This is a genomic window from Lysinibacillus sp. NPDC097279 (assembly GCF_044761745.1).
Lineage (GTDB): Bacteria > Bacillota > Bacilli > Bacillales_A > Planococcaceae > Lysinibacillus.
This window is the reverse complement of the sequence record NZ_JBIWDA010000001.1, coordinates 794,691-811,792: the sequence shown is the minus strand read 5'-3', so window position 1 is coordinate 811,792 and position 17,102 is coordinate 794,691. Positions and strand designations below refer to the sequence as shown.

General features: G+C 36.8%; 18 protein-coding genes. 5 read left to right on the top strand and 13 right to left on the bottom strand.

The window, feature by feature from the left end; all coding sequences use genetic code 11:
- Positions 1-2: 2 nt before the first annotated feature.
- A complete protein-coding gene (locus ACIQ1H_RS03925; protein ID WP_402886662.1) occupies positions 3-779 on the bottom strand; it encodes an ABC transporter ATP-binding protein in 777 nt (258 codons plus the stop codon).
- Between the two features lie 425 nt (positions 780-1,204).
- A complete protein-coding gene (locus ACIQ1H_RS03920; protein ID WP_402886660.1) occupies positions 1,205-1,903 on the bottom strand; it encodes a lytic transglycosylase domain-containing protein in 699 nt (232 codons plus the stop codon).
- Between the two features lie 160 nt (positions 1,904-2,063).
- On the opposite strand from ACIQ1H_RS03920, the gene mscL reads away from it, so the two are divergent.
- The 3 genes from mscL (at position 2,064) to ACIQ1H_RS03905 (ending at position 5,012) form a co-directional block, all read left to right on the top strand.
- A complete protein-coding gene (mscL, locus tag ACIQ1H_RS03915; protein WP_402886659.1) occupies positions 2,064-2,453 on the top strand; it encodes a large conductance mechanosensitive channel protein MscL in 390 nt (129 codons plus the stop codon).
- Positions 2,454-2,732: 279 nt separating this feature from the next.
- A complete protein-coding gene (locus ACIQ1H_RS03910) occupies positions 2,733-3,848 on the top strand; it encodes a methionine biosynthesis PLP-dependent protein (RefSeq protein WP_402886657.1) in 1,116 nt (371 codons plus the stop codon).
- A gap of 3 nt (positions 3,849-3,851) precedes the next feature.
- A complete protein-coding gene (locus ACIQ1H_RS03905; RefSeq protein ID WP_402886655.1) occupies positions 3,852-5,012 on the top strand; it encodes an aminotransferase class I/II-fold pyridoxal phosphate-dependent enzyme in 1,161 nt (386 codons plus the stop codon).
- A gap of 105 nt (positions 5,013-5,117) precedes the next feature.
- Here the strand turns inward: ACIQ1H_RS03905 and ACIQ1H_RS03900 are convergent, their stop codons facing one another.
- Both ACIQ1H_RS03900 and ACIQ1H_RS03895 read right to left on the bottom strand, forming a co-directional pair.
- Positions 5,118-5,903: an alpha/beta fold hydrolase gene (locus tag ACIQ1H_RS03900; RefSeq protein ID WP_402886653.1), complete on the bottom strand. Its 786-nt coding sequence runs from the start codon at positions 5,901-5,903 to the stop codon at positions 5,118-5,120.
- 60 nt (positions 5,904-5,963) lie between these two features.
- Positions 5,964-6,392, bottom strand: a complete 429-nt coding sequence (locus ACIQ1H_RS03895) for an NUDIX hydrolase (RefSeq protein ID WP_402886651.1) — start codon at positions 6,390-6,392, stop codon at positions 5,964-5,966.
- Positions 6,393-6,459: 67 nt separating this feature from the next.
- On the opposite strand from ACIQ1H_RS03895, the gene ACIQ1H_RS03890 reads away from it, so the two are divergent.
- Entirely contained in the window at positions 6,460-6,954 is a 495-nt protein-coding gene (locus ACIQ1H_RS03890) for a GNAT family N-acetyltransferase (RefSeq protein ID WP_402886649.1), read from the top strand.
- A gap of 37 nt (positions 6,955-6,991) precedes the next feature.
- On the opposite strand, the gene ACIQ1H_RS03885 is transcribed toward ACIQ1H_RS03890, so the two are convergent.
- The 4 genes from ACIQ1H_RS03885 to ACIQ1H_RS03870 form a co-directional block, all read right to left on the bottom strand.
- Positions 6,992-7,159: a hypothetical protein gene (locus ACIQ1H_RS03885; RefSeq protein ID WP_402888541.1), complete on the bottom strand. Its 168-nt coding sequence runs from the start codon at positions 7,157-7,159 to the stop codon at positions 6,992-6,994.
- A 204-nt stretch (positions 7,160-7,363) separates the two neighbouring features.
- Positions 7,364-7,879, bottom strand: coding sequence for a GNAT family N-acetyltransferase (locus tag ACIQ1H_RS03880; RefSeq protein ID WP_402886647.1), 516 nt, complete (start codon positions 7,877-7,879; stop codon positions 7,364-7,366).
- Between the two features lie 541 nt (positions 7,880-8,420).
- A complete protein-coding gene (locus tag ACIQ1H_RS03875) occupies positions 8,421-8,573 on the bottom strand; it encodes a YpzG family protein (protein ID WP_069513162.1) in 153 nt (50 codons plus the stop codon).
- Positions 8,574-8,686: 113 nt separating this feature from the next.
- Positions 8,687-10,288 (bottom strand): sensor domain-containing diguanylate cyclase, encoded by a 1,602-nt coding sequence (locus tag ACIQ1H_RS03870; protein ID WP_402886646.1) that lies wholly within the window; start codon positions 10,286-10,288, stop codon positions 8,687-8,689.
- A gap of 255 nt (positions 10,289-10,543) precedes the next feature.
- On the opposite strand from ACIQ1H_RS03870, the gene ACIQ1H_RS03865 reads away from it, so the two are divergent.
- Positions 10,544-11,131: a GNAT family N-acetyltransferase gene (locus tag ACIQ1H_RS03865; protein ID WP_402886644.1), complete on the top strand. Its 588-nt coding sequence runs from the start codon at positions 10,544-10,546 to the stop codon at positions 11,129-11,131.
- A gap of 82 nt (positions 11,132-11,213) precedes the next feature.
- Here the strand turns inward: ACIQ1H_RS03865 and ACIQ1H_RS03860 are convergent, their stop codons facing one another.
- The 5 genes from ACIQ1H_RS03860 to ACIQ1H_RS03840 all read right to left on the bottom strand — a co-directional run bounded on the left by ACIQ1H_RS03860 (position 11,214) and on the right by ACIQ1H_RS03840 (position 16,697).
- Complete coding sequence (locus ACIQ1H_RS03860) at positions 11,214-11,528, bottom strand: DUF3784 domain-containing protein (RefSeq protein ID WP_402886642.1); 315 nt, start codon at positions 11,526-11,528, stop codon at positions 11,214-11,216.
- A gap of 100 nt (positions 11,529-11,628) precedes the next feature.
- Positions 11,629-12,918 (bottom strand): serine aminopeptidase domain-containing protein, encoded by a 1,290-nt coding sequence (locus tag ACIQ1H_RS03855; RefSeq protein ID WP_402886640.1) that lies wholly within the window; start codon positions 12,916-12,918, stop codon positions 11,629-11,631.
- A gap of 523 nt (positions 12,919-13,441) precedes the next feature.
- Positions 13,442-13,843 carry a carboxymuconolactone decarboxylase family protein gene (locus tag ACIQ1H_RS03850; RefSeq protein ID WP_402886638.1) on the bottom strand — a complete coding sequence of 134 codons (402 nt, stop codon included), beginning with the start codon at positions 13,841-13,843 and terminating at the stop codon, positions 13,442-13,444.
- A gap of 207 nt (positions 13,844-14,050) precedes the next feature.
- Positions 14,051-15,424 carry an argininosuccinate lyase gene (gene argH / locus ACIQ1H_RS03845; protein WP_402886636.1) on the bottom strand — a complete coding sequence of 458 codons (1,374 nt, stop codon included), beginning with the start codon at positions 15,422-15,424 and terminating at the stop codon, positions 14,051-14,053.
- A gap of 79 nt (positions 15,425-15,503) precedes the next feature.
- Complete coding sequence (locus ACIQ1H_RS03840; RefSeq protein WP_173478951.1) at positions 15,504-16,697, bottom strand: argininosuccinate synthase; 1,194 nt, start codon at positions 16,695-16,697, stop codon at positions 15,504-15,506.
- Positions 16,698-17,102 lie beyond the last annotated feature (405 nt).

Sequence of the window (17,102 nt, the reverse complement as noted above, 5' to 3'; positions counted from 1 at the left end):
TTTTAAATTCCAGCACCTACCGTGTAAGATTCTTCTTCGACCTTTTCAAATTCATTTAACACTGCTCGACGCATCTCCTGGAATCCGTGTGATGAACGCTTTCTTGGAAAGAATAACTCAATCGGTAATACAGATTTAATGTGACCAGGTCTTGGATTCATCACTACTACTCGTTGCCCTAAAAACACAGCTTCATCTAAATCATGTGTCACAAAAATCATTGTCGTTTTATTTGTTTCCCAAATATTTAACAATACTTCTTGCATATGTGAACGTGTAAATGCGTCCAAAGCGCCAAAAGGTTCATCTAGTAATAAAATGTCAGGGTTTCGTAGTAATGCTCGCGCAATTGATACACGCTGTGCCATGCCACCTGAAAGCTCTTTAGGGTAAGCTTTTTCAAATCCTTCAAGCTTTACTAACTGAATAAGCCTATTTACACGTTCACGCACTTCAGGATCTTTTAAAGATTGGTCGCCCGCAATATTTTTTTCTACCGTTAACCAAGGAAATAATCGCGGCTCTTGAAAAATAAAGCCTTTTTCTAAAGTTGGTCCTTTGATAGGCTGACCATTTAGTTCCACTTTCCCGACGTAGTCTACATCAAGCCCAGCTATAATTTTCAGCAGCGTGCTTTTTCCACAGCCACTTGGCCCAATGACTGTCATAAATTCTCCTTGCTTCACATGCAAATCGACGTCTTGTAATGCCACAATCTGCTCACTCTGCGTTGTAAAAATTTTATTCAAATGTTCAATTACGAGTGCTCGTTCACTCACTTGCTTGCCTCCTTTACTTTTGAACAAAATAAAACCCTTAAGTAAATAAATACTTAAGGGCCTCTAGTTTTTACTAGTCAGCTTTTCGTAACGAAAAGTTCTATTGTTATTGGTTTATTAATTTACGTGGATTTACTATCAAAGTACATCTTTACTTTAATACCAAGTAAACTTATAAAGATGATATTAATTATTCAGAAAAATGTCAATAGTTTTTTATTTTTTGTTCTCTTGCTAAATAATGCGATGGCATTTCGCACGCTGCATTGTTCCTTGCTTGTGCTGTTTTACGCTTTTTTTCATACAGCCTTAATGCAATGATAAACAAAAAAAGTGTTAGATTGATTGCGTTCAATCTAACACCTTTTAATTTCATAGACATCCACTATGGCAGATATTTTCTACATTATGTAAATTTAATCCAGTTATTTTTTTACGTTCAGAAGAACTGCTGTTTTTAATTCATCATGGTAATCATTATATAAATTATAGTAATATAACACATTACTGACGTATTCTTCACTATGATTATAATTAAAAACTGCCCGTTTTACATCGCCTTTAGCCGCGCCATATTTTGATAAATAATTTGCTGCACTAAACACTGCATCTTCTATATCATATGGATCGGCAACTCCATCACCGTTTCCGTCTACTCCATAGCCACCGTATTTTTTTATAATAGCTGGATCCATTAACTCTGTCTTTGAAATATTGCCCTTGCCCAGTCCAGAGCAAGTTGGGTGCTTCCAGCCAACAAACGTGCAAGGCATAAATTGCATATGACCTATAGCGCCAGCTGGCGATACAAGCGATTTCATAGTGGAAAATCGCGTTTCAATGCGATGATGGGCAGCTAACAATGTCCAAGGCACCCCATATTTTTCTTCAGCAGCAACGTATACGGGGATATATTGTTCGGGAATATTCATATCAAAGTTTTGCTGTATTTCTTCAATTTCTTGTTGTTGTGCGAGTTTTTCAAAGATAGGTAATGTTTGAAGTTCCTTCCACGCAAAAAAGGCTAGTACATAGACAGTAATCGCTACGGGAATTAATAATGCTATCATCCCCATCTTTACAGTTGGTGATAGCAGTGGTTTCTTTTGTTTTTTTTTCGCCATATGTCACACCTAATCATTCTTTGTCTACTTCCATATTACCAAATTTACCGTTTTATGTTGTAGATTTTTTCTTTTTATATTTTTACTTTGTTATAATGAGGCCAATATAGTAAAATACAAAGCGATTGTTTTATTGGATAATAGTAGGAGGATTTATTTTATGTGGAAAGACTTTAAGGAATTTGCGATGAAAGGTAACATAATTGATTTAGCGATTGCAGTCGTAATTGGTGGTGCTTTCGGTAAAATTGTTACCTCTTTAGTAGAAAATATTATTATGCCATTAGTCGGTGTTTTAACGGGTGGCATTGATTTAACAGAAAGCTTTATGTTTGGCTCAGGTACAGCCCAAGTCAAGCTCGGTGTGTTTTTACAGTCTATCATTGACTTTTTAATTATTGCTTTCGCTATTTTCTTAGCATTGCGTCTAATGACCAAATTTACAAGAAAAAAAGAGGAAGCTGTTGTGGAGGAGCCTACACCAGAGCTTGATCCAAAAGAGGAACTTCTTAAAGAAATTCGAGATTTATTAAAAAAACAACAAGCATAATGGACAAGGCTATAGAGCAATTCGTTCAAACGAATACTCTATAGCCTTTTTGCATGTGCTTACTGTTCCACCCTCGGAAATTAATCCCCTACTATTCCTACATGATTTAATTTCAATAATCTATGTAATTTTCTGAAATCATCTTGTCCTTCTGTACTATACATGTTAAATTGGTAACAATTATAGAGAATCTTGAAGATACTAATCAAATTATTCTATGAAGAAATTGAGGCCTTAGGGGGCTCTTTCTATATCAATGATGAAGAAAAGAGTGACGACATGACAAACAATAGAACGATTGAAACAAAACTTGTACAGCTAGGAAATTTAAGTGATCCAACAACTGGCGCTGTCAGCCCTCCCATTCATTTATCGACCGCATATAAACATGCAGGCATTGGTGAATCTACAGGCTTTGACTATGCACGAACAAAAAATCCAACACGTACCATTTTAGAGGCAGGAATTGCTGATTTAGAAGGTGGAGACGCTGGCTTTGCCTGTAGTTCAGGTATGGCAGCGATTCAACTCATTATGTCTCTGTTCAAGCCAGGAGATGAATTAATCGTACCAGATGATTTGTATGGTGGTACATATCGACTTTTTAACTTTTTTAAAGAAACATACAATATTAAACCAATCTATTCGAAATTTGAGACTGTTGAGCAAGTAGAGTCCTTAATCAACGAAAATACTCGTGCCCTTTTTATCGAAACACCAACAAATCCACTTATGCAGGAATTCGATCTCGAAGTATACGCTGAACTTGCACATAAACACGGTGCTTTGTTAATCGTTGATAATACTTTTTACACGCCATATTTCCAGCGACCAATCGAACTAGGTGCAGATATTGTGTTCCATTCTGCTACTAAGTATATTGGGGGCCATAATGACGTTTTAGCTGGTCTAGTTGTCGCTAAAGGCGCTGAGCTATCAGAACGTATCGGCTATATTCATAATGGTAGCGGAATGGTATTAGGTGCGATGGATTCGTGGTTATTAATTCGTGGTTTAAAAACATTGCATCTTCGCTTAAAACAGCATGATGCAAATGCGAAGGCAATCGCTGCTTATTTAGAAGAAGAAGAACTTGTAACAGACGTACTTTATACGGGCAAAGGTGGTATGCTGTCATTCCGACTGCAAAAGCCTGAATGGATCGACCCATTCCTTCGTAACTTAAAGTTAATAATTTTTGCAGAAAGCCTTGGTGGCGTTGAGAGCTTTATCACGTATCCTGCGACACAAACACATGCAGATATGCCTTACGAAGAACGTGTAGAACGCGGCGTTTGCGATCGTTTACTACGCTTCTCTGTTGGTATTGAAGAAGTTGAAGATTTAATTGCAGATTTAAAACAAGTTTTTGATACGCTGAGAAAAGAGGCATAAAACATGAAGCAACATATTGAAACAGCGCTGATCCACGCTGGTGTGCGTGATGGCTATGAAAATAAAAAAGGTGCAGTAAATGTGCCAATGTATGTATCCTCTACTTTTCATCAAGAGAGCATCGATGAGTTCGGGGAGTATGACTATGCACGTTCTGGTAACCCGACGCGCGATGCATTAGAAAAAGCTGTCGCAGAGCTTGAAGGTGGCGTTCGAGCACACGCCTTCTCTTCAGGAATTGCGGCTGTTTCCGCAGCATTAATGTTATTATCTCAAGGTGACCACATCGTTATTACTGAAGATGTCTATGGTGGCACATATCGCTTTGTTTCGAAAGTATTACCTCGTTTTGGGATTTCTCATACATTCGTTGATTTCTCTGATTTAGCGGCGATTGAAGCAGCGATTACACCTGCAACAAAGCTTCTTTATATGGAAACACCATCAAATCCAACACTCGGGATTACTGACATTCGTGGGGTAGTTGCGTTAGCTAAACAATATCAATGTTTAACATTTTTAGATAATACGTTTATGACACCTTTACACCAACGTCCTCTTGATTTAGGGGTAGACGTAGTCATTCATAGTGCTACGAAATTTTTATCTGGTCACTCTGATATTATTGCTGGTCTAACAGTTACAGCCGATGAGCAATTAGGAAACGACCTTTACTTTATCCAAAATTCTTTTGGTAATATATTAGGTGTGCAAGATTGCTTCACATTACTGCAAAACATGAAAACTACGGATGTGCGCTTTAGTCGTTCTACGGCATCCGCACAAAAGATTGCACAGTTTTTAGAATCGAACCCACTTGTGGAACAAGTGTATTATCCAGGTCTTGCTTCACATCCTGGTTACGATATCCATCATAGCCAATGTACAAGTCCAGGTGCAGTATTGTCTTTCCGCCTACCAAACTATGCCGCAGCAAAAGCATTAGTGGAAGCTATGAAAATCCCTGTTTTTGCAGTATCTCTCGGTGGTGTAGAATCCATTCTCTCCTACCCAGCTAAAATGAGCCATGCTGCGATGGAGCCTGAAGAACGTTCAAAACGCGGAATTACAGATGGCCTATTACGATTTTCAGTAGGATTAGAGCATGTTGATGATCTAATTGCCGACTTTGCCCAAGCATTAGAATTTGCTGCTAAAGCATAAATATTCAGAATTGTTTGGGTGACTGGCACTTCAAACCCACTTCGCTTTCTGCGGCACAGTATAAGCCGCAGGAGTTAAGTGGGTTTTTAATTTGTTATTCAAAATTTAACTGCGCGAAAAAAATTCAGAATTGTTTGAGTGACTGGCACTAAGCCAATTATCAATAATTTCATTAAACAATGCTGGATTTGCAAAGGAAATACCATGTCCAATATCGGCTACGACCATTCCTTTACAGTTAGCGTTGCTTTTCACCAAGTCGTTCACGGATTTTTTCATCATTGATTTTTCTTTATCCCCAACCAACACGAGCATGGACGTTTTCACGTATTTAAAGTTTTCTGGTATTGAAAATGACATATTTTCTGTTAGGACAGATATCAACGTCTGTTGAGACATACGGCAACTATCTTCATAATATTGCGTAAACTTTTCTTGAGGAATATAAAGGGTCTTAGCTTGAATTTTTGAAAATGTTCGATTTGAAATAAGAGGAGAAGTGAGTTTTATCGCAGGAGCAATCCATTTTTTAAAACTAGGCATAGGCCTTACTAAAGCACTATATATAACTGCACGATCAACTAAATTTGGTCTCATACTTAGCAATTGCACAATTATTTGCGCCCCTAAGGAAAAACCGATAATTGTTATGTTTCGATTATTAGATACCTTTTCTATTAGGTCAATTACTTGCTTTGCAGCTTGTTTCATTGAAAAATATGTATTTTCGCTATTTTTCCCATGTCCAGGTAAATCAGGGACTAAACAATGATAGTGTTGTGCAAAGTATTCTATTTGGTTTTCCCACATCCATCCACTGACACCTCCCCCATGTAAAAACACGATAAGTGGCGCATTTTTGTTTCCAAACTCTTCATAATAAATCGTCAAAGTTTTTCCTCCTTTACTCTCAAATTAGGCTTCCTTGTCTTTATGATAATAACCCCTTATTTAACATAAAGGATTTTTTAATACCCGATATAAATAATCGCCATGTCCTTTTGCTAATACAACATTATCGTTTTCTTCAATCCAGTAAAATGTAAATCGTAAGTTACCTTCATTTAATCCTGTCGGGTTGTGTTGCCATGTAGGACGTGACTCATTTGATAGTAAATGGTAAAAATAACGTTTATGTATGGCTCCAGAATAATGTTCAGCATAATCTTGAGCAATTAAGCCTTTTACTTTCAAATTTGTTAAACCCGTTTCCTCTACCATTTCTCGTAGTACTGCTTCTAAAGGCGTTTCTCCGTCTTCAACTGTCCCCTTTGGAATTTGGATACCAGCTCCAACGGTATTTTGTTCAAATACAAGTATTTGGATTCGCCCCTCCCATTCCCTCGTAATATAACCAAATGCTTTTTCCAAAACTTCCATTCATCCATCCCCTTTTATCAATTAAAATGTTACAATAATTAGAAATTATTGAAATTGTAGGTGATAAGTGTTGACACTCATTATACGACAAATGACGGAAGATGACATCTCTTTTGTGCAGGAAATTGCCAAGACAAGTTGGTTTGCAACATATGACGGAATCATACCGATGCAAATTCAGGAGCGCTTTCTCGAAGCTGCCTATAGCGAAAAACGTTTATTCACACGTCTTCAAAATAGCCTATTTTTAGTTGCTGAATTCGGTGAATCACTTGTTGGCTTTGCTAACTTTTCAGATGTTAATGACAATGGACAAGCAGAGCTTTTCGCTATTTATTTACTTCCTGAAGCCCAAAACAATGGTATTGGCTCAGCTCTATTAGAATGTGGAATTGAAAAAATACAAGATATCACTTTACTGACTGTATGCGTGGAGAAGGACAATACAATTGGAGGACACTTCTACAAGGCAAAAGGCTTTCAGCAAGTAGAAGAGTTCGATGATTTTTTTGATGGGCATATTTTAAGAACAATACGATTAGAGCTTGCGTTAGCAAAATAATAACGGAGTCACTTGCACCCCGTTATTTGCTCTCCCTTTATACAGGCAAATCAATTTGTGTAGATTGAATAACGAGGGCTGTTAACCCTGTGTCACTTCCCGATGCATGCGCCTGCCCCTCTTTCCAATAAACCCCATCTCCCTGTTTTACAAGTAATTTTTCCCTCTCTTTACCATATACCCATCCTTCTCCCTGAATAACAATGAATAGCTGTGGAACTGGTGCTTCATGTAATCCAACTTCACCACCCGCTTCTATGTTGGCTCTACAGTTTTCAATATTTTAGTATAAGATGAATGAAAAGAGTCGTAATTGACAATTGCATTACCACAATCCTTTGAGAAATGATACATTTTCATAATAACTGCCTCTCTTTACCTAATCTTTTTATAGAATTGCGCATACTACTTAAACCATTTTATACATTAACACATCATCAACATACTCACCGTCCCTTACTTTAATTTCGTTAATCTTTCTACCTTCTTCAATAAAACCCATTTTTTGATAAAGCGCAATGGCGCCTACATTTGTTGAAAACACGCCTAAGCACACTTTTTCAATTGCTGGATTGGCAACTGCCCATGTCAGTAATGCCTCTATTAGCCGTTTACCAATTCCCTGCCCTCTTTGATCTTTTTGTATCATCATGCCAAAACTGCCAGTATGAGCTAAACGTTTTCGATTCGGCGATTGAAATGCAAGCCACCCTATGACCTCATTATGATGTTCTGCTACGAAAATTATTTCATGGTCATTTGCTAATTTCGTCTGGATCCATGCTTGCTGTCCTTCAATAGTTTGTTGAAATTCCTCAGTGGTTGTTATTAAAAATAATTCTTCTGCTAAAACTTCACGTTGTATTTCAAGCATTTTTTGTGCATCCGCAAGTCGTGCCACACGAATGGTAATTGGATTGTTCATTTCCTTCCCCCTCCTATTCCCTTATTTCTTATATTTTACTATAAATTATTACATGGATATTATTTGTTTTAATTAATCATGCAAAAAAACCCAGATATACTATCTGAGCTTGCAGACTGTAGACAAACTCGAAGTTTTTCGAATTTGTCTATAGTCTTTTTTATTTAAAACTACTATTGGAGATGACTACTGCGGTTGAATTACGCTACGGGCGGGCGCTTTCCGCGGGCCCATCGTAAGCCATAACCCTCGCTAGCGCGCGCCTTTGGTGCGTCTTACGTACTGTGCATTCTGAGCATGAGTCGCCCGCCCTCCACTCCAAGCAACTTTATATGTATTACTAGCCGTCTACTACAATTATGGCGAACAGCTTCATAGGGAGGGGATGCTCGAATAGAATGGCAAGACGAAAGTAAGAGCCCCTTTTTTACAAAAAAATTACAAAAGGGATTAAGATTTCTATTCTTAATCCCTTTTGTCGACAAGCTGAAAGCTCAGATATACTATCTGAGCTTGATAACACTTATTGCTTCTAGCATGATTAGAACTGTCGGGCTTTCGCTTCACTTCTCAAGATACGGTTATGAAGAGTTATCTCCGTTTCACCATTTACTTGAGATTTTGAACGCTTAATCCTTGTCCAGTTACGGTGGATTTTTTGAGATTTCGGGTCTAGTTGTTCAGGCCTACTCATTTTACATCCTCCTCATCAATATAGACTTCATAAGTGAATCCATGTTAGTATGACCATTTTTAAAATTACTACACGTTCATATTCACTATTGTGAAAAAATAAGATTTAAAAAGTTACCGTATCACAAAGTTATTTATACCATCATACGCTCTTAACATATTTCGACCACTTTCCTTAGCAATGTAAAGCGCCTGGTCTGCCTTATCAATTAAATCGTAAAAAGTCGAAATTTCCTTATCATTTGCAAATTCTGCAATGCCCACACTCACTGTCATCGGAATAAACTGCTCACCTATAGTAAATGGACATTCTTCAACATTTTTTCTTATTCGTTCAGCTATTTTTACAGCACTATCCAATGTCGTTGCTGGAGATAATATTACAAATTCCTCTCCACCATATCTCGTTGTAATATCTTTTATTCGTACGGATTCTTTAATTATCTTTGCTACATGCTTTAATACCTCATCCCCAACTAGATGCCCATATGTATCATTAACATTTTTGAAAAAATCGATATCAATCGCTATACAGGAACAATGATGCTTATTGCTTTTACATTCTTGAAAAACAAGCTCACCTTGCTCAATTAAATAACGCCGATTATATAGTTTCGTTAGTTGGCAAGTAACCGATAACTCTCTAAGTAATATTGTATCTTCTTTCACTTTCGCACTCATCTCATTAAAAGATGTACAAAGCTCTTGAAACTCTTTGGCATACGGTGCTAATTGTTTTTCATTAATTTGATAATCATAGTATCCTTGTTCAACCTTATCAACACCTTTAAGTAATTGTTGGATCGGCTCTTCTATTTTTTTCGTTATCATTAACATAACTTTTATAGTTAAAAATGTACCAAATAAAATACAAATCGCTAATAAGCCAAAGCGTTTGATTAAAGGTGTATATGCTTCCAACAGATTAACTTCAGAAATAAAATACCATTTCCCTTGATTAATTGGCTTACTTTTTGCCAACACCCATTCTCCTTTTGCATCCTTATAGAAATTGATAGGTGATTGAGCTTGATTGGCTTGAGCAATCGTTAATATTCGTTCTTCAATGTTATAGTTTTGCGACAATATATTTGGAATAATTGCAGTAGCTTCTTTCTTATTGGGACCTAATTCAGTCAATAATGTCCCATCCTGATTGACTATATAAGCATGACCCTGAAAGCCCACTCTTGATTCATTTAAGAGCAAATCAACTGTTCTAAAATTTACAGTACCAAAAACTACACCATTAAATTGTTGTTGCTCATCTAATATTGGAGATGCGAAAGCAATGATGGGCTCTTTTGTTACTTTACTAATTAATACATCTGTAATATATTGCTGTTTAGTTTTTTTAGCTATTTGAAAATATGTACGATTTTTCACATCGATGCCAATCCCATTCTGTTGATTTTCTGTCACTGTATCGAATTGTACTATTCCTTCTTTGTTTACAAAGACTAAATCAGTAAAAACTGTTTGTTTTTTATATTCTTGAAAAAATGCCTGCGTTTGTTCATATTGATAGTCTTTGACAAAAGCTAAATTTGTTATTGTATGTATATCTTCAGAACGCTCCATTAACCAGCTTTCAACAAAGTACGTTTGAGCATCTAAGTAATTGGTCATTTCTTCTTTTTGATGGTTAATCGTTTGCTGATATTCATTAAAGATTGTCGGAATAAAAATACATAAACTCATGATAAAAATAATCACGATATGCCCTCTTCGAAGCTGGTTCCTTATCGTATTTTGCCTTAAAACCTTGTTAATTATGTCCAAAACCTTTCCCTCCACAAACATTAAATGGAAAATTTTTATTTTTCTTATCCAAAATACCATAAGAAAATGATTGAAGCAGTGAGAAATTTAATAGTTGAACGGTAAATTAAAAGAAATTATTATATTTTTGTTACAAATTCCCAAATAAATTTAGTATCATATGTATATTAGGCAAATAAGGAGGAACTTATGGAAATAAGAGATTTTCAAATCGAAGACGAAATTGGGTGGATTCGTTGTAGAGTATTATCCTTTTTAAATACTGCTTATTTTGACAATGTTCTTCAGAAAAAAGAGACCTATGCTAATCCAGCTATTGAATTAGTAGCGATAAAAGATCATCAAGTCATAGGACTATTAGATATTGAATACGAGTTGCAACCGCAAACTGTTTGTTCTAAAGGTGAAGGATTAGGAGGAATGATTTGGCATATTGCTGTTCATCCTGACTATCAAAAAATGGGCGTTGGTCATCAATTATTGCAAGAAGGTGAAAAAAGAGCGAAAGCACAAAAATTAAACCGTTTGGAAGCTTGGACAAGGGATGATAAGTGGGTAAACGAATGGTACATAAACAACAAGTTTTCAATAGTTGATTCTTATTTACAAGTATTTATAGAAGGTGAAAATGAAATAAAGCAAACATTTATAACCGAAACACCAGAACTCTATCCAGTTCAAGCCTTTGCACACTATGTAGGCAAGGAAAAAGAGATGATAAGAGAGCGCTATGCAAGAGTACATGAATGTTTTTGTTTTGAGAAAAAGTTATTGTAAATAAATACTAAAACAGTACCAAACGTAAGTCGAACTATTATGTAATAAAAGTTGCGGCTTACGTTGTACCGTTCCCCATACTTTACTTTTTAAAGCGATTTCCCAAGTTCGCATATAGAAGCGTAAAAACGGTGAGCCCTATAAATAGAACGACACTAACAATAAATAGCCATTCCGTTTTGAATACCCCATCGAGTGCCCATAATAGTATACAAAAAGTGTAACCATACATGATTTTGCCCATAAATTTAGCTAGTGCTTTTTCATTATAAGTCTCTTTTTTACTTTCCTTCATTGTGTTATAACCTGCTAGTAAAAATGCACCTTTGCCTTGCGATAAAACAATTGCAAAAATTAAAAATGGAATCATAATAATCAAACAGACAATGGTATCCACTATAAAAATTCCCCCAATACGGTTGCGATCGACGACGTTTTTACGAAAACATTAACGACTAATAACATATTTGAGCTTCTTTCAAATTTGCTTTATTCTGCTAGTTATTTGCGATAAATTTTTGAATCGTCGGTAGTAAGTTCGGATGTAACGGTAATGTTGGGTCTGCATAGGTAGCCAGATTCCCTTGTCGATCTTCTGGTGCGTTTTTTAAAATATGATTCATGCCATCCATATAAATTAGCTCTGCTTTTTCATTCCCATGCTTTAACGCTTCTGCATCAGTAGCCTTTACTTGAATATCATTTGTACCTTGAACAATTAATACGCGACCTGTTAATTTTTGTAGCTCCGTAGCTGGATTATATTTTAGCCAGGAAATCATATAGGGCTGCACTGAAGTTCTAAATAATGGTTGTAGCTCAGGAGAGATATTTTTTACTTGCTCTCCTTTTTTGAGCGCTGCAAGAATAGTTGTTGCTTCAGCAGTTAGAGTAGGTGTTAATTGTCCAGTTATTTGCTCTAGCAACAATTCATCAGCAGCTCTGCCTGCACCTGCTATTGAAACAAATGATTCCACGCTCGCTTTTTGTGCAGCAAGCATACCTATTAACGAGCCTTCACTGTGACCAATAATATGGACGCTTGAGAAAGCTTTATTTGCAGTCAGTGCATTGAGTACTTGAACAGCATCATCAACATATAAATCGACGGAGATATCATCTTCTTTTGTTAACAAATTCGTATTATCTCCGATGCCTCTTTTATCATATCGCACACTTGCAATGCCCTCTTGCGCCAATCCTTCAGCAAGCATTTTCAAGCTATTATTTTTCCCAGCAATTGCAGAATTCCCATCTTTATCGGTCGGTCCAGAGCCTGCAATAATGAGGACGACAGGTGATGGCTCCTTATTACTTTTTTGCAGTGCGACAGTTAAATCGCCATCCTTTACAGGAACTGAAAATGTTTCATAGGAAACTGGCTCAGAAGGCTGTTCTTCGTAAGGTTTTAATAGCAGGCGGAATTTCACACCATTTTGATTAAATGTTGCTTCAATTTGGTCGTCTTTTAATAATCCCTTCACTTCAATAAATGAACCATTTAAGTTAATGATAATTTGTACTTCATTCCCATCATACGTTACACTTTTAAATGGGTAGTTGCTTAAACCTTGTGCTGGAACAGATAGAGTTCCACCCTCTTTTTGTAAATCTACAATTATTGGTAGCGATCCATTTGGAATTTCAATGTCGCCTGCCCATTTCCCAATTAGTTGTTCATTCATCACTTGTCCCTCCTTCTTCTTGTCCGCCTTTGTTGCCTCTTCTTTTTGTGAACAGGCGACTAATAATAGTGCGATACAGCATAAAACAAATAACTTTTTCATAAAAGTCCCTCCTTATCAATAAAAAGTGTTACAAACGACTCATATGTTAGATGAGGTCTTTGCACTATGTATTTGCTAAATTCGCATTCCATAAAAAAACCATAGTGTGAAACTGTCATACTCAGAGTATAACAGTTGCATTTACAAAATCAACTAAAAATAGAAAAAGACCCAGAAAAATTCCGGGTCTTTTGGACACTTATACCTTCTATTTGATTGTACAGTTGCGGTTTCTACTTCATCCTAAGATTCAGTAACACAGAGTATTCTCTCATTACCTACTTCATAAGATATGTGAAGTATTCACCTTATTCAGCTGTGGCGGACTTTCCTGAGATTCATTGTCTACTGGTGTTGAACTTGAACTACTCATTCTGCATCCTCCTCATCAATTTCGATGATTAAGTGTATCCTTTAACAGTATGGGACACATTTCAAAAATCTATACATGTAGTTTTTAATTTTTTTATGTTTTTGTTGGACTACATGTTTAAAGGGATCGTCATACTATGTCACCACCACTTTACACATCATCTAATTTTACACTTAACTGTTTTTCCTGAAAAACTTGCTGAGCAACAGTTAATGCGTTTTGCACGCATGGAAATCCTATATAAGGCACTAATTGTAAAAGAGCTTCTACAATTTCAGTAGGTGTTAACCCTACATACAAACCGCGGGTAATATGCGTTTTTGTTTGTTGGATGGCACCTTGTGTAACAACTGCTGTGATTACGACAAGTGCTCGACTTTTTGCGTCAAGACCTTGCCGTGAATAAACATCTCCATAGGCGAACTCAATAATCATTTTACGTAAATCGGGCGCTATATCAGCTAGTGCATCTGAGTCGACCATACGAGCTACTTCTTCTTCATTGACATATTGTTTTATCGTTTCTAACCCCTTTGTAAAACGATCCATCACATACCATTCCTCCCATTGATCTTATACAAAAACCCCAATTTCGCGTCTCCGAAAATTGGGGATTGTCCTTCACTTATGTCAGGTGCTCTTTTTTGTTTCACCCTCTGGCTCCACAGAAAAAGGAATAATAAGGTTTTCATAGTGCCTCACTGGACAGCTTTAATGAATATCTATGCAAATGTCGCTTAGGACTTGCACGCAAAATAGTTAAGAAAGACAGGCTTTTGCTTTCTCGATTTGAATCGTAACTTGGTCGAAACCTGTACCACCTAATGAATGTCGACGGCGTACAGCAGCTTCTGGTGCTAATACTTCATAAATATCAGCTTCGATAAGCTCACTTTCTTTTTGCATGTCTTCAATTGGTAAATCTAATAAATAAATGCCCTTTTGAATACATGTAAAGACTAATTTACCTGTTACTTCATGTGCTTCACGGAACGGCATCCCTTTTGTTGCAAGATAATCCGCCAATTCCGTTGCATTGGAGAAGTCAGAGTGTACTGCCTTGTGCAGTCGCTCTGTATTTACTGTCATCGTGCGCACCATGCCTTCAAAGATTTTTAAAGATCCTAGAATCGTATGCACGGTATCGAACATACCTTCTTTGTCTTCTTGCATATCTTTGTTGTAAGTTAACGGTGTCCCTTTTAATACAGTTAGTAAGCCCATAAGGTTACCGTAGACACGACCAGTTTTTCCTCGAATTAGCTCTGCCATATCGGGGTTTTTCTTCTGTGGCATGATGGAAGAGCCTGTAGAGAAGGCATCATCCAATTCAATAAATTTAAATTCATCTGTTGACCATAAAATAATTTCTTCAGCAAAACGAGATAAATGCGCCATTAATAACGATGAATTACTTAAAAATTCGACGATAAAATCACGGTCACTTACCGCATCCATGGAATTTGCGTATACTTCACTAAAGCCAAGTAGCTCTGCTGATTTTAAACGATCAATCGGGAAAGTTGTCCCTGCCATTGCTCCAGCACCTAGTGGTAATATATCAATGCGTTTCATGGATTCTGTCAAACGTTGTTTATCGCGTTCAAGCATCCAAAAATAGGCCATTAAATGATGGGCAAATGAAATCGGTTGTGCACGTTGTAAATGCGTATAGCCTGGCGCAATGGTTTCAACATGCTCCTCTGCTTTTTCTAATAACGTTTTTTGGAATGTCTCGATTAAATCGATTGCTTCCTTTACACGTTTCTTTAAGAAAATATGCATATCTGTTGCTACTTGGTCATTACGGCTACGTCCTGTATGAAGTTTACCACCAACTGGCCCGATGCAATCAATAAGCATTTTTTCAAGGTTTAGATGTATATCTTCATTCGCAACAGTAAATTCTAGTTCACCAGCGATTGCTTTTTCCTGTAGTTGTGCAAGACCGCCAAGAATCGCTTCTACATCAACTGCTGGTAAAATTCCTGTAGCACCAAGCATCGTGACATGTGCGACACTACCTTCTAGGTCTTCTAATACAAGTTGTTGGTCAAAGCCGATTGATGCACCAAACTCATCAACCCAAGCTTCTGCTGATTTTTGGAAACGTCCGCCCCAAAGTTTTGTCATAACAGCTCACCTTTTTCTACATTTCTTATCAAAAAGGTGCAGTACAGCGTTCATGCTACACTACACCCTAATGTAATAATTATTTTTTATTAACTGAAGAGTTAACCACTGTTGGCAGACCCCATAGTTCGATGAAGCCTACAGCTGATGCGTGGTTGAATTGGTCTTCTTTAGAGTAAGTTGCTAATTTTTCATTGTATAGTGAATTTGGTGATTTACGTCCTTCTACAATCGCATGACCTTTATAAAGTTTCACACGAACAGTACCATTTACGTATTGTTGTGATTCTGCAAGGAATGCTTGTAATGCATCACGTAAAGGAGAGAACCATAAACCATCGTATATTAGTTCAGATAATTTTTTCTCAATAACTGGTTTGAAGTGTGCTAATTCTTTCACTAGTGTTAAGTCTTCTAGCTCCTTATGCGCCGTTAAAAGTACTTTTGCACCTGGAATTTCATATACTTCACGAGATTTAATACCAACTAAACGGTTTTCAACATGGTCAATACGGCCAACACCGTGAGCACCAGCTATTGCGTTCAGTTCTTGAATTAGATCAGCAAGCTTCATTTCTTTGCCATTTAATGATACTGGTTTACCAGCAATGAATTCGATTTCTACATATTCAGCTTCATTTGGTGCGTTTTCTACAGAAACTGTTAAGCCATAAGCTTCTTCTGGTGGTGATACCCAAGGATCTTCCATTACGCCCGCTTCATTTGCACGACCCCATAAGTTTTGGTCAATCGAGAATGGTGAATCTAATGTTGCAGGAATCGGAACATTATGTTGCATTGCATATTCGATTTCTTCATCACGGCTCCAGCCCCACTCACGTACAGGTGCTAAAACTTCTAAGTCTGGATTTAATGCTTTAATTGAAACTTCGAAACGAACTTGGTCATTTCCTTTACCTGTGCAACCGTGAGCTACTGCGTCCGCACCCACTTGGTTAGCAATCTCTACTAATTTTTTAGAAATTAAAGGACGTGAAAGTGCTGATACTAATGGGTATTTTTGTTCGTACCAAGTATGCGCCTGTAACGAAATAAGTGCATATTGTTCAGCGAATTCATCCTTTGCATCAACCATATACGATTCAATTGCACCTACTTGAAGTGCTTTATTTTTTACAAATTCAAGATCTTTACCTTCACCAACGTCTAGACAAACTGCAATTACGTCCCAACCTTGTTCTTTTAACCACGGAATTGCTACAGAAGTATCAAGACCGCCTGAGTATGCTAATACTACTTTTTTATTTGCCATACGAAATGCGCCTCCAATTGCTCTATATGATATGTATGTTTATACACTCACTTAAAAGTTTATACACGAATAGTATCATGTTATAAAAATAAATACAAGTGCATTTTTATAAAAAAATGCACTTTTGCGAAGAATGTTAAAAGTCTGCAATACCAATAACTATCGCTAGTATTCGAACAGTGATTATTTTCACTCGAAAATACGACTTATTCCTATATAAAAGTGTATACAATATTAAAAAGGATGGCATGTAATGCGCAAAAACCCACATCGCTTTCCTGAGGAAGCAACGTGGGCTTTCACTTGAATATTTATAATTGTTTGGGTGCCTGACACTAAATAAATGTGCATTACTGCAAGGTCTTCGTAGGGTTATTAGCTTGAATATTTATAAATTGTTCGAGT

Excerpts from the sequence above, each read along its gene's own strand:
- argH (WP_402886636.1), bottom strand. The coding sequence starts at position 15,424 with ATGACAAAACTTTGGGGCGGACGTTTCCAAAAATCAGCAGAAGCTTGG.
- ACIQ1H_RS03905 (WP_402886655.1), top strand. The coding sequence starts at position 3,852 with ATGAAGCAACATATTGAAACAGCGCTGATCCACGCTGGTGTGCGTGAT.
- ACIQ1H_RS03895 (WP_402886651.1), bottom strand. The coding sequence starts at position 6,392 with ATGGAAGTTTTGGAAAAAGCATTTGGTTATATTACGAGGGAATGGGAG.
- mscL (WP_402886659.1), top strand. The coding sequence starts at position 2,064 with ATGTGGAAAGACTTTAAGGAATTTGCGATGAAAGGTAACATAATTGAT.
- ACIQ1H_RS03880 (WP_402886647.1), bottom strand. The coding sequence starts at position 7,879 with ATGAACAATCCAATTACCATTCGTGTGGCACGACTTGCGGATGCACAA.
- ACIQ1H_RS03920 (WP_402886660.1), bottom strand. The coding sequence starts at position 1,903 with ATGGCGAAAAAAAAACAAAAGAAACCACTGCTATCACCAACTGTAAAG.
- ACIQ1H_RS03855 (WP_402886640.1), bottom strand. The coding sequence starts at position 12,918 with ATGAAAAAGTTATTTGTTTTATGCTGTATCGCACTATTATTAGTCGCC.
- ACIQ1H_RS03840 (WP_173478951.1), bottom strand. The coding sequence starts at position 16,697 with ATGGCAAATAAAAAAGTAGTATTAGCATACTCAGGCGGTCTTGATACT.
- ACIQ1H_RS03910 (WP_402886657.1), top strand. The coding sequence starts at position 2,733 with ATGACAAACAATAGAACGATTGAAACAAAACTTGTACAGCTAGGAAAT.
- ACIQ1H_RS03875 (WP_069513162.1), bottom strand. The coding sequence starts at position 8,573 with ATGAGTAGGCCTGAACAACTAGACCCGAAATCTCAAAAAATCCACCGT.
- ACIQ1H_RS03865 (WP_402886644.1), top strand. The coding sequence starts at position 10,544 with ATGGAAATAAGAGATTTTCAAATCGAAGACGAAATTGGGTGGATTCGT.